The sequence below is a fragment of the Pseudomonas sp. P135 genome (genome assembly GCF_020312125.1).
GTDB classification, from domain to species: domain Bacteria; phylum Pseudomonadota; class Gammaproteobacteria; order Pseudomonadales; family Pseudomonadaceae; genus Aquipseudomonas; species Aquipseudomonas fragariae.
Genome location: NZ_JAGPYR010000006.1, coordinates 321764 through 336643, shown reverse-complemented (window position 1 = coordinate 336643; position 14880 = coordinate 321764). Strand labels below are relative to the sequence as shown.

The window sequence follows — 14880 nt, the reverse complement described above, 5'->3', positions numbered from 1 at the left end:
GTCGACAGTGACGTTGGCCCGAAATAACTCCGTAAGTGACGGAAACTCATAGGAATCAGGTTGTGTTCGAACTCTTCAGTAAGAAGGCCAACACCCTTCTAGGGATCGATATTAGCTCCACCTCGGTAAAACTCCTGGAATTGAGTCGTTCCGGCACCCGTTACAAGGTCGAGTCTTACGCAGTAGAGCCGTTGCCGGCCAACGCTGTCGTCGAAAAGAACATTGCCGAACTCGAAGGGGTCGGGCAGGCGTTGTCTCGCGTGCTCGCCAAGGCCAAGACCAGCGTCAAGAACGTGGCGGTTGCCGTGGCCGGTTCGGCGGTGATCACCAAGACCATCGAGATGGACGCCGGTCTTTCCGACGATGACATGGAAAACCAGCTCAAGCTTGAAGCTGACCAGTACATCCCCTATCCGCTGGAAGAAGTCGCCATCGATTTCGAAGTGCAGGGCTATTCGGTGCGCAATCCCGAGCGCGTCGAGGTGCTGCTGGCTGCCTGCCGCAAGGAGAACGTCGAAGTGCGCGAGGCCGCCCTGGCGCTGGCCGGGCTGACCGCGCGCGTGGTCGATGTCGAAGCCTACGCCCTCGAGCGCTCGTTCGGACTGCTGGCCGCGCAACTGGGCAACGGTCATGACGAGCTGACGGTGGCCGTGGTCGATATCGGCGCCACCATGACCACCCTGAGCGTGCTGCATCATGGCCGGATCATTTATACCCGCGAGCAGCTGTTTGGCGGGCGCCAGCTGACTGACGAAATTCAGCGCCGCTACGGGCTCTCCATGGAGGAAGCCGGGCTTGCCAAGAAGCAGGGCGGCTTGCCCGACGACTACGTCAGCGAGGTGCTCGACCCCTTCAAGGAAGCGCTGGTGCAGCAGGTTTCCCGCTCCCTGCAGTTCTTCTTTGCGGCCGGTCAATACAACTCCGTGGATCACATCATGCTGGCAGGCGGCACGGCTTCGATTTCAGGGCTGGAGCATCTGATCCAGCGGCGCATCGGCACTCCGACCATGGTCGCCAACCCGTTTGCCGACATGGCCCTGAGTTCCAAGGTCAATGCCGGCGCCCTGGCCAGTGATGCGCCGGCGCTGATGATCGCGTGTGGCCTGGCGTTGAGGAGTTTCGACTGATGGCGCGGATCAACTTATTACCGTGGCGCGAAGAGCTTCGCGAAGAACGAAAGAAACGCTTCCTGACTGCCTTGGTCGGCGTGTTGGTGGTATCAGTCGGCATTCTGTTTCTGATCGATCGGTACGTCAGCAACGCCCTCGAGCATCAGATGGCGCGCAATGCGTTTCTGCAGACACAGATTGCCCAGCTCGATATCCGCATCAAGGAGATCAGCGACCTCAAGGCCCGTCGCAAGCAACTGCTCGAGCGCATGAAGATCATTCAGGACCTGCAAGGCAACCGCCCGATCACCGGGCGCGTCTTCGATCAACTGGCGCGGACTCTGCCGGATGGCGTCTATTACTCGCAGGTCAAAATGACCGACAAGCTGATCGCCATCAATGGTGCTGCCGAGTCGAACAACCGGGTTTCCGACCTGATGCGTAATCTTGAAGCTTCCGACTGGCTGGAAGCGCCGAGCCTGACCGAGGTCAAGGCCACGACCGCCGGTGCTGTGGATCAGGCCAACGTCTTTCAGTTGACCGTACGCCAGACCCAGCCACCGGTTGCCGCTGCCGCAGGAGCCAAGCCATGAATATGTCCGAATGGCTGGAAGGGCTGCGCAAGGTCGATCTGAGCGAACTGGACCTGAACAACCTCGGTTCATGGCCTGCGGCGATCAAGGCCATTGCCGGGGTGCTGGTCGCGGTCATGATTTTCGCTCTGGGCTATTTCTTCTTTATCCAGGACCTGGAAACCCAGCTGGAAAGCGCGCAGGGCAGCGAGGTGACGCTCAAGGAGCAGTTCTCCAACAAGGCCTTCCAGGCGGCCAACCTCGAGCCGTACAAGAAGCAGATGGAAGAAATGGAAAACACCTTCGGTGCCCTGCTGCGGCAATTGCCCAGCGACACCGAAGTGCCTGGGCTGCTTGAGGACATCACCCGCACCGGACTGGGAAGCGGGCTCGAGTTCGAGGAAATCAAGCTGCTGCCCGAGGCGGCCCAGCAGTTCTACATCGAGCTGCCGATACAGATCACCGTGGTCGGTGGTTATCACGACCTGGCGACCTTCGTCAGCGGCGTCGCCAGCCTGCCGCGCATCGTCACGCTGCATGATTTCGAAATCAAGCCGGTCGATCCCAAGGTGCCGACCAAGTTGCGCATGAGCATTCTGGCCAAGACCTACCGCTACAACGATGAAGGGCTGAAGAAATGAGGGCGGCGCGATTGCTGTGCGTCAGTGTGGTTCTGGCAGGGCTGGCCGGTTGCGGTAATGACAATGATTTTGCCGATCTTTCTGAATTCATGGATCAGGCCAGAGCCCGCCCGAGTGGCAACATCGAGCCGCTGCCCAAGTTTCGGCCGTATGAGGCGTTCACCTACAACGCCTCCACGCTGCGCAGTCCTTTTCAGCCGCCGGTCAAGATCGACCTGCTCAACCGCCAGAAGGGGTCACGGCTGGTGGCGCCGGACGAACACCGGGTCAAACAGTTCCTTGAAGGCTTCAATATCGAGTCGTTCGAGATGGTCGGCACGATTGGCAACGAGTCAGGGACATTCGCCCTGCTGCGCGGTGCCGGAGGTGTTCATCGCGTCAAGGTGGGGGATTATCTGGGGCGTAACAACGGCCGGGTAGTGTCGATCGGCGACGCGCAGGTTGATGTCATCGAAATTGTTCCTGATGGAGAGGGGGCGTGGCTGGAAAGGCCGCGCACGATCGCCCTCAAAGAACGCTCATGAAGTGGGCAAGGCCAAGTATGCACAGTAGCGCTCAACGGAAATTGATCATGACCCGGATTCTCTCGATTATCGGCGTGTCGTTATGCATCGCGATGCTGTCGCCGGTTCTCCAGGCTGCCAACCTCAAGACCCTGGATGTCGCCGCCCTGCCGGGTGACCGCATCGAGCTGAAGCTGGCATTCGACGCCCCGGTGCCTGCACCGCGCGGTTACACCACCTCGCAACCGGCGCGCATTGCGCTGGACCTGCCGGGTGTTACCAGCCAGCTGGCGACCAAAAGTCGTGACCTGGGCACCGGCAATGCGCGCAGTGTGGTCGTGGTACAGGCTCAGGACCGTACCCGGGTGATCATCAACCTGACCACGCTTTCGCCGTACAGCTCCCGCGTCGATGGCAACAACCTGTTCGTGGTCATCGGCCAGGGTGCCGGCGCCGCGCAAGCCTCCCAGCCGACTACCGCGATGGGCGCGCAACGGGTCGCGGTGCCACCGCCCACACCGGCATCCGCCAAGCCGTTCATCCCCGCTGGCGTCAAGGCCATCAGGAATGTCGACTTTCAGCGTGGCGAGCTGGGTGAAGGCAATGTGGTCATTGACCTGAGCAACCCCAGCATTGCCCCGGATATTCAGGAGCAGGGCGGCAAGATCCGCGTGGACTTCGCCAAGACCCAGCTGCCCGAACCGCTGCGCGTCCGCCTGGACGTCAAGGACTTCGCCACGCCGGTGCAGTTCGTCAGTGCTTCGGCGACAGGTGACAAGGCCAGCATTCTGATCGAGCCGTCGGGCGCCTTCGACTACTCGGCGTTCCAGACCGAAAACAAGCTGACGATCAGCGTGCGCCCGTTGACCAACGAGGATCTGGACCGCCGCGCTGCCGACAAGCCGGTGTACACCGGTGAAAAGCTGTCGCTGAACTTCCAGGACATCGATGTGCGTTCGGTGCTGCAGCTGATTGCCGACTTCACCAACCTCAATCTGGTGGCCAGTGATACGGTCCAGGGCGGTATCACCCTGCGTCTGCAGAATGTGCCATGGGATCAGGCGCTGGATCTGGTGCTGAAAACCAAGGGCCTGGACAAGCGCAAGGTTGGCAACGTTCTGCTGGTCGCACCAGCCGATGAAATTGCCGCCCGTGAGCGTCAGGAGCTGGAATCGCTCAAACAGATCGCCGAGCTGGCGCCCCTGCGCCGCGAACTGCTGCAGGTCAATTACGCCAAGGCAGCCGACATCGCCAAGCTGTTCCAGTCCGTGACCAGCGCCGAGTCCAAGGCCGACGAGCGCGGCTCGATCACGGTGGACGACCGGACCAACAACATCATTGCCTACCAGACCCAGGAACGACTCGACGAACTGCGTCGTATCGTGTCGCAACTGGACATCCCGGTACGCCAGGTGATGATCGAGGCGCGCATCGTCGAGGCCAACGTCGATTACAACAAGCAGCTCGGGGTACGCTGGGGCGGGTCTACCAACACCAGCGGCAGCGGCAAATGGACAACCTACGGGCTGGATAATAACGGCGACGAGGCCGGTAACACTGGCAGCAGTGTGACCTCCAACGTGCCGTTCGTGGACCTGGGCGCTGCTGATGCGACGACCGGCATAGGCCTGGGCTTCGTGACCAACAACACGCTGCTGGACCTTGAGCTGAGTGCCATGGAGAAAACCGGTAACGGTGAAATCGTCTCCCAGCCCAAGGTGGTCACTTCCGACAAGGAAACCGCCAAGATCCTCAAGGGCACGGAGATCCCGTACCAGGAATCCAGCTCCAGCGGTGCGACCACCGTGAGCTTCAAGGAAGCTTCCCTGTCGCTTGAAGTGACGCCGCAGATCACGCCGGACAACCGCATCATCATGGAAGTGAAGGTCACCAAGGACGAGCCGGACTACCTGAATGCGGTACTGGGCGTACCGCCCATCAAGAAGAACGAGGTCAACGCCAAGGTGCTGATTTCCGACGGCGAAACCATCGTCATCGGTGGTGTGTTCTCGAATACGCAAAGTAAAGTTGTCGATAAAGTGCCATTTCTTGGCGATGTACCGTATCTTGGCCGGCTTTTCAGGCGCGATGTGGTATCCGAGTCCAAATCCGAGCTGTTGGTATTTTTGACTCCGCGTATCATGAACAACCAGGCGATTTCTGTGAGTCGTTGATTTTGTGCGAAATTTAATACTTGTGGGGCCGATGGGTGCTGGCAAGAGCACCATCGGCCGTTTGCTTGCCAAAGAATTGCGACTGCCGTTCAAGGATTCCGACAAGGAAATCGAGCTGCGTACGGGCGCCAATATTCCCTGGATCTTCGACAAAGAAGGCGAACCGGGTTTTCGTGATCGCGAGCAGGCCATGATTGCCGAGCTGTGCGCCGCCGATGGCGTGGTTCTGGCGACCGGCGGTGGTGCGGTCATGCGCAGCGAAAATCGCCATGCACTGCGCGCCGGCGGGCGCGTGGTTTATCTGCACGCCTCGATCGAGCAACAGGTGGGGCGCACCGCGCGTGATCGCAATCGGCCTTTGCTGCGTACCGCCGATCCTGCCCGGGTACTGAGCGAGTTGCTGGCCATCCGTGACCCGTTTTATCGGGAAATCGCCGATATAGTGATTGAAACCGATGAGCGGCCGCCCCGAATGGTGGTTCTTGAGATACTGGCGCGACTGGCAGAGCTTCCTCCCCGTTAAAGCGCAGGCGAAAATGCGCTATTCTCGACGCCCGGAAAACAGCGACGGTGCATGGCCTTGCGTCATGACCTGCTGAAGCACACACCGTCCAATCGGTAATCAATGTGGGGACACATGCAGACACTTAAGGTCGAGCTTGGTGAGCGTAGCTACCCGATCCATATTGGCGAAGGCCTGCTGGATCAGCCAGAGCTCCTGACCCCGCATATCGTCGGGCGTCAGGTGGCTATCGTTTCCAACACGACAGTGGCACCGCTGTACCTGGAACGCCTGACGCAAACCCTGGCCGGTTACAACGTTCTGCCGATTGTTCTGCCCGATGGCGAGGCGTTCAAGAACTGGGAGACCCTGCAGACCATTTTCGATGGCCTGCTGACCGCCCGTCATGATCGTCGTACCACGGTCATCGCCCTGGGTGGCGGGGTGATCGGCGACATGGCCGGGTTCGCTGCCGCCTGCTATCAGCGTGGCGTGAACTTCATCCAGATCCCGACCACGCTGCTGTCTCAGGTGGACTCGTCGGTCGGCGGCAAGACCGGCATCAACCACCCGCTGGGCAAGAACATGGTCGGTGCCTTCTATCAGCCGAGTGTGGTGCTGATCGATACCGCCTCGCTCAATACTCTGCCCGAGCGCGAGCTGTCCGCCGGGCTGGCGGAAGTCATCAAGTACGGCCTGATCTGCGACGAACCCTTTCTGACCTGGCTCGAAGAGCACGTCGATGCACTGCGCGGGCTGGACCAGGCGGCGCTGACCGTGGCCATCGAACGTTCCTGCGCCGCCAAGGCGCTGGTGGTCGGCGCCGATGAGCGCGAGTCCGGTGTTCGTGCGACATTGAACCTGGGTCACACATTCGGGCACGCCATCGAGACGCATATGGGCTATGGTGTCTGGCTGCATGGCGAGGCGGTTGCTGCCGGTACGGTCATGGCGCTGGAAATGTCCTCGCGCCTGGGCTGGATCAGCACGCAGGAGCGGGATCGCGGCATTCGCCTGTTTCAGCGTGCCGGGCTGCCGGTCGTGCCGCCGCAGGACATGACGCAAGACAATTTCCTCGAACACATGGCGATCGATAAGAAAGTCATCGACGGTCGCTTGCGTCTGGTGCTGTTGCGCCGGATGGGTGAAGCGGTTATCACGGACGAATATCCAAAAGAAGTATTACAGGCCACTCTGGTTGCGGATTATCGCGCCCTGGTGGATCAGCTCAGAGGTTAACGGAAACCCCATGACTAGTTTGCATGCCGACGAGGCCTTCCTCGGCCATTATCAGTTGAGTCATGACCCCTTTGCGGCGCGGGTACCTGGCTTCAAATTCTTTCCTGCCCAACGCAAGCCTGTGCTGGGTCAGCTTCATCATCTGGCGCGCTACAGCCAGTTGCTGCTGGCGGTCACCGGGCCTCAGGGCAGCGGCAAGACCCTGCTGCGTCAGGCGTTGGTGGCGAGTACCAACAAGCAGTCGGTGCAAAGTGTCGTGATTTCTGCGCGCGGTGCCGGCGATGCTGCGGGCGTGCTGCAGCAGGTCGCGCAGGCGCTGAGCGTCGCCCAGGCTGAAATGCAGTCGATCCTGTCGCAGGTCGTGCAGCTCGGGCTGACCGGTCAGGAAGTCTACCTGCTGGTTGACGATGCGGAACAACTTGGCGATTCGGCGCTCGAAGCGTTGCTGGGTCTTGCTGCGGGAACGCCTGAAGGGCGTCCGCATGTATTCCTGTTCGGAGAGCCATCGCTGCTCGATCGTCTCGATCAGATGTGTGCCGACCTGCAGGGCGATGTCGAAGGCGAACGCTTTCACGTCATCGAGCTGCAACCCTATACGGAAGAGGAAACCCGGGAGTATCTGGCTCAGCGTCTGGAGGGTGCAGGGCAGGGAATCGCGTTGTTCACCGCCGACCAGATCACCGATATTCATGAACAGTCCGATGGCTGGCCTGGCGCAATCAACCAGGTAGCCCGCGATTCAATGATCGAGGCGATGATCGCGAGTCGTTCCGCGGTCAAGCGTCCAAGTGTGGGGTTCAAAATGCCGAAAAAACACGTATTGGCCTTGGGTGCCGTTGTCATAGTGGCCGTGGCAGCAGCCGTGCTGATCCCGGGTCGCGGCGACAAGACGGGTACACCCGCCAATGCCCCGGCTTCCGCTCAGGCGCAACTGCCGCTGGGCGAAGGCAAGCCAACTGCTCAACAATCGAACAACGGCAGCCCGGCCATCGAATTCGCTGGCAATTCCCAGCCGATGCCGTTGCCGATGAATGGCAACCAGCCGGTGATGCGCGGTCCTCTGGCCGAAGCCGCCGGTTCCAGTGATTCCGACGAAGACGCCGTGCCGACAGGTTCGCCTGCCCAGCCGCCGACCGTGACCACTACTGCGCCTCCAGCCGGTGTTCCGGCAGGTCAGGCCGCAGCGCAGACGCCTCGTTCGTCCATCCCTGCGCCGACACCTGCACCTGCACCTGCGCCAGCGGCCAAGCCGGCACCTGCGCAGACTCAGGTTGCTACGGCCAAGCCTGCCCCGGCTCCGGCTGCCAAACCGGCTGAAAAACCGGCAGCGGCCGCCGCCAAACCGGCTGCCGGCGGTAGCTGGTACAGCAGCCAGGCACCAAGCCACTACGTGGTGCAGATTCTCGGCACCAGCTCCGAAGCGACGGCCCAGGCCTACGTTGCAGAGCAGGGTGGCGAGTATCGTTATTTCAAGAAAACCCTGCAGGGCAAGCCGCTGTACGTTGTGACGTACGGCAACTTTCCTGACCGCGCTGCCGCCCTGGCAGCCATCAAGGTATTGCCAGCCAAGGTTCAGGCTGGTAAACCTTGGCCTCGTACTGTCGCCAGCGTCCAACAAGAGCTCGGCGCCACTCGTTGAAGTCGCAGCGGCCCTACCCGGGCCGTTTGCCGACCTGCCTGACTTAACCCGCCTGCGCGCGCGGCCTATCGGCCCGAGCCTTGCGGCGTCTGCGTTACAAGCGCCTTACAGTCTCCCGTCGCGTCAGTCAGATTCATGAAGAAATACTTTGACTAGCACAGCGACCCGTTTTAAAACTTTCATAATTGCGACATTGATTATCAGCCAGTCGTCGTTAAATTTGTGAGCCCTTGTGTCGCTGTGTACAATGACCTCCGTTTTGCCTGTCCGAAGCTGGCGCACGTTCGGCGTGACAGGCAATTGGTTGAATTAAAAGGAAATTTGCCTCGCACAGAGGCAGCCTGGTGAGAAAGTGTCTATGAAAGCAGGTCTGTACCAACCAGATGAATTCAAGGATAACTGCGGCTTCGGCCTGATCGCTCATATGCAGGGCGAGCCCAGTCATCACCTGTTGCAGACGGCCGTTCAGGCCCTGACCTGCATGACCCACCGTGGCGGTATCAACGCCGACGGCAAGACCGGCGACGGTTGCGGTCTGTTGATTCAGAAGCCCGATGGCTTCCTGCGTGCGATTGCCAAGCAACACTTCGACGTCGATCTGCCCCGCCAATATGCTGTGGGCATGGTGTTCCTCAATCAGGACGACGCCAAGGCCGACGCCGCACGCGAAAACATGAACCGTGAAATCCTCGCCGAAGGCCTGGATCTGGTGGGCTGGCGTCAGGTGCCGATCGATACCAGCGTTCTGGGTCGCCTGGCGCTGGAGCGCCTGCCGAAAATCGAGCAGGTATTCATTGGCGGTGAGGGCCTGAGCGATCAGGAATTCGCCATCAAACTGTTCAGTGCGCGTCGCCGCTCGTCGGTGTCCAACGCCGCCGATACCGATCACTACATCTGCAGCTTTTCGCACAAGACCATCATTTATAAAGGCCTGATGATGCCGGCCGACCTCACGGCCTTCTTCCCGGACCTGAGCGACGAGCGTCTGCAGACCGCTATCTGCGTGTTCCACCAGCGCTTTTCCACCAATACCCTGCCGAAATGGCCGCTGGCGCAGCCGTTCCGTTTCCTCGCCCACAACGGCGAGATCAACACCATCACCGGCAACCGCAACTGGGCACAGGCGCGGCGCACCAAGTTCACCAACGATCTGATGGACCTGGACGAGCTGGGCCCGCTGGTCAACCGCGTGGGTTCTGACTCGTCGAGCATGGACAACATGCTCGAACTGATGGTCACCGGCGGCATCGACCTGTTCCGTGGCGTGCGCATGATCATTCCGCCTGCGTGGCAGAACGTCGAGACCATGGACCCGGATCTGCGGGCGTTCTATGAGTACAACTCCATGCACATGGAGCCGTGGGACGGCCCTGCGGGCGTGGTCATGACCGAAGGTCGTCATGCGGTCTGCCTGCTCGACCGCAACGGCCTGCGCCCGGCGCGCTGGGTCACGACCAGGAACGGCTACATCACCCTGGCGTCGGAAATCGGCGTGTGGGATTACAAACCCGAAGATGTCATCGCCAAGGGCCGTGTCGGTCCGGGGCAGATCTTTGCCGTGGACACCGAAACCGGTCAGATCCTCGACACCGATGCCATCGACAACCGCCTCAAGTCGCGTCATCCGTACAAGCAATGGCTGCGCAAGAATGCCCTGCGCATTCAGGCCACCATGGAAGACAACGACCATGGTTCGGCTTTTTACGACAGCGAGCAACTCAAGCAGTACATGAAGATGTATCAGGTTACGTTCGAAGAGCGTGATCAGGTACTGCGTCCGCTGGGCGAGCAGGGCCAGGAAGCCGTAGGCTCGATGGGTGACGACACGCCAATGGCCGTGCTGTCGCGTCGTGTGCGCTCGCCTTACGATTACTTCCGTCAGCAATTCGCGCAGGTGACCAACCCGCCGATCGACCCGCTGCGCGAAGCCATCGTCATGTCGCTGGAAATCTGCCTCGGTGCCGAGCGCAATATTTTCCAGGAGTCGCCGGAGCACGCTTCGCGCGTGATCCTCAGCTCGCCGGTCATTTCGCCAGCCAAATGGCGCTCGCTGATGAACCTGGAGCGTCCAGGGTTCGAACGCCATATCATTGACCTGAACTACGATGAAAGCCTGGGCCTTGAAGCCGCTGTGCGCAACGTTGCCGATCAGGCCGAAGAGGCCGTGCGTGCCGGTCATACGCTGATCGTGCTGAGCGACCGACACATTGCGCCGGGCAAGCTGCCGGTGCACGCCTCGCTGGCGGTCGGCGCGGTTCACCACCGTCTGACCGAACAGGGTCTGCGCTGCGACAGCAACATCCTGGTCGAAACCGCGACGGCGCGTGACCCGCACCATTTCGCCGTGTTGATCGGCTTCGGCGCCTCGGCGGTCTATCCGTTCCTGGCCTACGAAGTGCTGGGCGACCTGATCCGTACCGGCGAAGTGCTGGGCGATCTGTACGAAGTCTTCAAGAACTACCGCAAAGGCATCACCAAGGGCCTGCTCAAGATCCTCTCGAAGATGGGCATCTCGACCGTTGCGTCCTACCGTGGCGCACAGTTGTTCGAAGCCATCGGTCTGTCCGAGGAAGTCTGCGACATGAGCTTCCGCGGCGTGCCGAGCCGCCTGAAGGGCGCGCGCTTCGTCGACATCGAAGCCGAACAGAAGGCGCTGGCCGCCGAAGCCTGGAGCCCGCGCAAGCCGATCCAGCAAGGCGGCCTGCTCAAGTTCGTGTTTGGTGGCGAATACCATGCCTACAACCCGGACGTGGTCAGCACCCTGCAGGCTGCCGTGCAGCAGGGTGACTACAGCAAGTTCAAGGAATACACCTCGCTGGTGGACCAGCGTCCGGTGTCGATGATTCGTGACCTGCTGCAGGTCAGGACAATCGATCAGCCGCTGAACATCGACGAAATCGAGCCGCTGAGCGAAATCCTCAAGCGCTTCGACTCGGCCGGTATTTCTCTGGGTGCCTTGTCGCCCGAGGCCCACGAAGCGCTGGCCGAGGCGATGAACCGCCTGGGCGCGCGCTCCAACTCCGGTGAGGGTGGCGAAGACCCGGCCCGTTACGGCACGGTGCGCAGCTCCAAGATCAAGCAGATTGCGACAGGCCGCTTTGGCGTCACGCCCGAGTATCTGGTCAATGCCGATGTGCTGCAGATCAAGGTCGCGCAGGGCGCCAAGCCGGGCGAGGGCGGGCAACTGCCGGGTGGCAAGGTCAATGGCCTGATCGCCAAGCTGCGTTATGCAGTACCGGGCGTGACGCTGATTTCGCCGCCTCCACACCACGACATCTATTCCATCGAAGACTTGTCGCAGCTGATTTTTGACCTGAAGCAGGTCAACCCGGCGGCGCTGGTGTCGGTCAAGCTGGTGGCAGAAGCGGGAGTCGGTACCATTGCCGCCGGTGTCGCCAAGGCCTATGCCGACCTGATCACCATTTCCGGTTACGACGGTGGCACCGGTGCATCGCCGCTGACCTCGATCAAATACGCCGGCGCACCGTGGGAGCTGGGGCTGGCCGAAACCCACCAGACCCTGCGTGGCAACGACCTGCGCGGCAAGGTTCGGGTACAGACCGACGGTGGTCTGAAAACCGGCCTGGACGTGATCAAGGCTGCCATTCTCGGGGCCGAAAGCTTCGGTTTCGGCACCGCGCCGATGATCGCGCTGGGCTGCAAATACCTGCGTATCTGCCACCTGAACAACTGCGCCACCGGCGTTGCAACTCAGAACGAAAAGCTGCGCAAGGACCACTACATCGGCACCGTCGACATGGTGATCAACTTCTTCACCTACGTGGCAGAAGAAACCCGCGAGTGGCTGGCCAGGCTGGGTGTTCGCTCGCTGGAAGAGCTGATCGGCCGTACCGACCTGCTGGACATCCTGCCGGGCGAAACCGAGAAGCAGCAACATCTGGACCTGACACCATTGCTGGGCAGCGACCATATTCCGGCCGACAAACCGCAGTTCAGCCAGGTGGATCGCAACCCGCCGTTCGACAAGGGCTTGCTGGCCGAGAAGATGGTGGAGATGGCCAAGCCGGCCATCGAGTCGCTCAGCGGCGGCGACTACGAACTGGATATCTGCAACTGCGACCGTTCGATCGGCGCGCGCATCTCTGGCGAAATCGCCAGACTGCACGGCAACCAGGGCATGAACAAGGCACCTGTTACCTTCCGCTTCAAGGGCACTGCCGGTCAGAGCTTCGGCGTGTGGAACGCCGGTGGCCTGAACATGTACCTGGAAGGCGATGCCAACGACTACGTCGGCAAGGGCATGACCGCTGGCAAGCTGGTGATCGTGCCGCCCAAGGGCAGCCCGTTCAAGACCAACGAAAGCGCGATTATCGGTAACACCTGCCTGTACGGCGCAACTGGCGGCAAGCTGTTTGCGGCAGGTACGGCAGGCGAGCGTTTCGCCGTGCGTAACTCCGGTGCCCATACTGTGGTTGAAGGCACTGGCGATCATTGCTGCGAATACATGACGGGTGGTTTCGTCTGCGTACTGGGCAAGACCGGCTACAACTTCGGTTCCGGCATGACCGGCGGTTTCGCCTACGTGCTCGACCTGGACAACACCTTCGTTGACCTCGTCAACCATGAACTGGTCGAGATCCAGCGTATCAGCGGCGAATCGATGGAGGCATACCGCACTCACCTGCAAAGCGTCCTGAACGAGTACGTCGCGGAAACCGACAGCGAATGGGGCCGCAATATCGCGGAAAACCTGGACGACTACCTGCGTCGTTTCTGGCTGGTCAAGCCCAAGGCTGCCAACCTGAAATCGCTGCTGTCCAGCACTCGGGCGAATCCGCAGTAAAAGCAGCTGCTAGCGGTTAGCTTCAAGCCGCAAGTTTGCCACCCTGTGAATTGAACTGAATTGATTTCTTGCAGCTTGAAGCTTGTCGCTTGAAGCTGCCGCAAAGAGGCTCCAGAGAATGGCTGAACGTCTCAGTAACGACTTCCAGTTCATCGACGTCGGACGTAAAGACCCGAAGAAGAAACTGCTGCGTCAACGCAAGAAAGAGTTCGTGGAAATCTACGAGCCTTTCAAGCCCCAGCAGTCCGCCGATCAGGCGCACCGCTGCCTGGGTTGCGGCAACCCGTACTGCGAATGGAAGTGCCCGGTGCACAACTTCATTCCCAACTGGCTCAAGCTGGTCGCCGAGGGCAATATCCTCGCGGCAGCGGAATTGTCGCACCAGACCAACACCCTGCCGGAAGTCTGCGGCCGCGTGTGCCCGCAGGATCGCCTGTGTGAAGGTGCCTGCACACTGAACGACGGTTTCGGTGCGGTGACCATCGGGTCGGTCGAAAAGTACATCACCGATACCGCCTTTGCCATGGGCTGGCGTCCGGACATGTCCAAGGTCGTGCCGACCGGCAAGCGCGTCGCGATCATCGGCGCAGGGCCTGCGGGCCTGGGCTGTGCCGACGTGCTGGTGCGTGGCGGCGTAACCCCGGTGGTGTTCGACAAGAATCCGGAAATCGGCGGTCTGCTGACCTTCGGCATTCCGGAATTCAAGCTGGAGAAATCCGTGCTGAGCCATCGCCGTGAAGTGTTCACCGGCATGGGCATCGAATTCCGTCTCAACACCGAAGTCGGCAAGGATGTCACCATCGATCAACTGCTCGCAGAATACGATGCGGTGTTCATGGGCATGGGCACCTACACCTACATGAAAGGCGGCTTCCCCGGTGAGGATCTGCCGGGCGTGCACGATGCGCTCGACTTCCTGATCGCCAACGTCAACCGCAACCTGGGCTTTGAAAAGGCCCCGGAAGACTTCGTCGACATGAAGGGCAAGCGGGTCGTGGTTCTGGGCGGTGGCGACACGGCGATGGACTGCAACCGCACCTCGATCCGTCAGGGCGCCAAGTCAGTGACCTGCGCCTACCGGCGCGACGAAGAAAACATGCCTGGCTCGCGCAAGGAAGTGAAAAACGCCAAGGAAGAAGGCGTGAAGTTCCTCTACAACCGTCAGCCGATCGCCATCATCGGCGAGGGCAAGGTTGAAGGCGTGAAAGTGGTCGAGACGCGCCTGGGCGAACCGGATGCCCGTGGTCGTCGCAGTCCCGAGCCTATTCCGGGCTCCGAAGAGATCATCCCGGCAGAAGCCGTGGTCATCGCCTTCGGCTTCCGCCCAAGCCCGGCACCCTGGTTCGAGCAGTTCACCATCAGCACCGACAGCCAGGGCCGTGTCGTGGCCCCGGAACAGGCGCAGTACAAGCACCAGACCAGCAACCCGAAGATCTTCGCCGGTGGCGACATGGTGCGCGGCTCTGACCTGGTGGTGACCGCTATCTTCGAAGGCCGTAATGCGGCTGAAGGGATTCTGGATTACCTGGGCGTCTGAGCCTTGTGTTGCCGGGGTGTGTCGTTGCTGACGCGCACCCCGATAACAAGCGTCTACCCTTCATAGGCACTGCGCCAATGTCTCTGACATCCCGCCTGGCACTTCTTCCCTGAACTCGGTGCAACTCGCTCGGCAGGGCGGGTTTGAGATCTTTTGAAAT

Annotated in this window: 10 protein-coding genes; all 10 read left to right on the top strand. The window is 60.7% G+C overall.

Annotated elements, in window-relative coordinates; translation table 11 throughout:
• Nucleotides 1-62 precede the first annotated feature (62 nt).
• The 10 genes from KBY08_RS12210 (at nucleotide 63) to KBY08_RS12165 (ending at nucleotide 14720) form a co-directional block, all read left to right on the top strand.
• Complete coding sequence (locus tag KBY08_RS12210; RefSeq protein ID WP_003403040.1) at nucleotides 63-1127, top strand: pilus assembly protein PilM; 1065 nt, start codon at nucleotides 63-65, stop codon at nucleotides 1125-1127.
• Complete coding sequence (locus KBY08_RS12205; RefSeq protein WP_003403038.1) at nucleotides 1127-1702, top strand: PilN domain-containing protein; 576 nt, start codon at nucleotides 1127-1129, stop codon at nucleotides 1700-1702. The genes KBY08_RS12210 and KBY08_RS12205 overlap by 1 nt, the downstream gene beginning before the upstream one ends.
• Nucleotides 1699-2322: a type 4a pilus biogenesis protein PilO gene (pilO, locus tag KBY08_RS12200; protein WP_003403037.1), complete on the top strand. Its 624-nt coding sequence runs from the start codon at nucleotides 1699-1701 to the stop codon at nucleotides 2320-2322. The genes KBY08_RS12205 and pilO overlap by 4 nt, the downstream gene beginning before the upstream one ends.
• Complete coding sequence (gene pilP / locus KBY08_RS12195; protein WP_011266376.1) at nucleotides 2319-2846, top strand: type 4a pilus biogenesis lipoprotein PilP; 528 nt, start codon at nucleotides 2319-2321, stop codon at nucleotides 2844-2846. Before pilO ends, pilP begins: the two co-directional genes overlap by 4 nt.
• 47 nt (nucleotides 2847-2893) lie before the next feature.
• Nucleotides 2894-4999, top strand: a complete 2106-nt coding sequence (pilQ, locus tag KBY08_RS12190) for a type IV pilus secretin PilQ (protein WP_003403035.1) — start codon at nucleotides 2894-2896, stop codon at nucleotides 4997-4999.
• Nucleotides 5000-5003: 4 nt separating this feature from the next.
• Nucleotides 5004-5522: a shikimate kinase AroK gene (aroK, locus tag KBY08_RS12185; protein WP_011266378.1), complete on the top strand. Its 519-nt coding sequence runs from the start codon at nucleotides 5004-5006 to the stop codon at nucleotides 5520-5522.
• A gap of 114 nt (nucleotides 5523-5636) precedes the next feature.
• Nucleotides 5637-6740, top strand: coding sequence for a 3-dehydroquinate synthase (gene aroB / locus KBY08_RS12180; RefSeq protein WP_003403032.1), 1104 nt, complete (start codon nucleotides 5637-5639; stop codon nucleotides 6738-6740).
• A gap of 10 nt (nucleotides 6741-6750) precedes the next feature.
• Nucleotides 6751-8379, top strand: coding sequence for an SPOR domain-containing protein (locus tag KBY08_RS12175; protein WP_152091804.1), 1629 nt, complete (start codon nucleotides 6751-6753; stop codon nucleotides 8377-8379).
• Nucleotides 8380-8737: 358 nt separating this feature from the next.
• A complete protein-coding gene (gene gltB, locus KBY08_RS12170; RefSeq protein WP_060409222.1) occupies nucleotides 8738-13183 on the top strand; it encodes a glutamate synthase large subunit in 4446 nt (1481 codons plus the stop codon).
• Nucleotides 13184-13301: 118 nt separating this feature from the next.
• On the top strand, nucleotides 13302-14720 hold the full coding sequence (locus KBY08_RS12165; RefSeq protein WP_003403026.1) for an FAD-dependent oxidoreductase: 1419 nt from the start codon (nucleotides 13302-13304) through the stop codon (nucleotides 14718-14720).
• The last annotated feature ends 160 nt before the right edge of the window (nucleotides 14721-14880 follow it).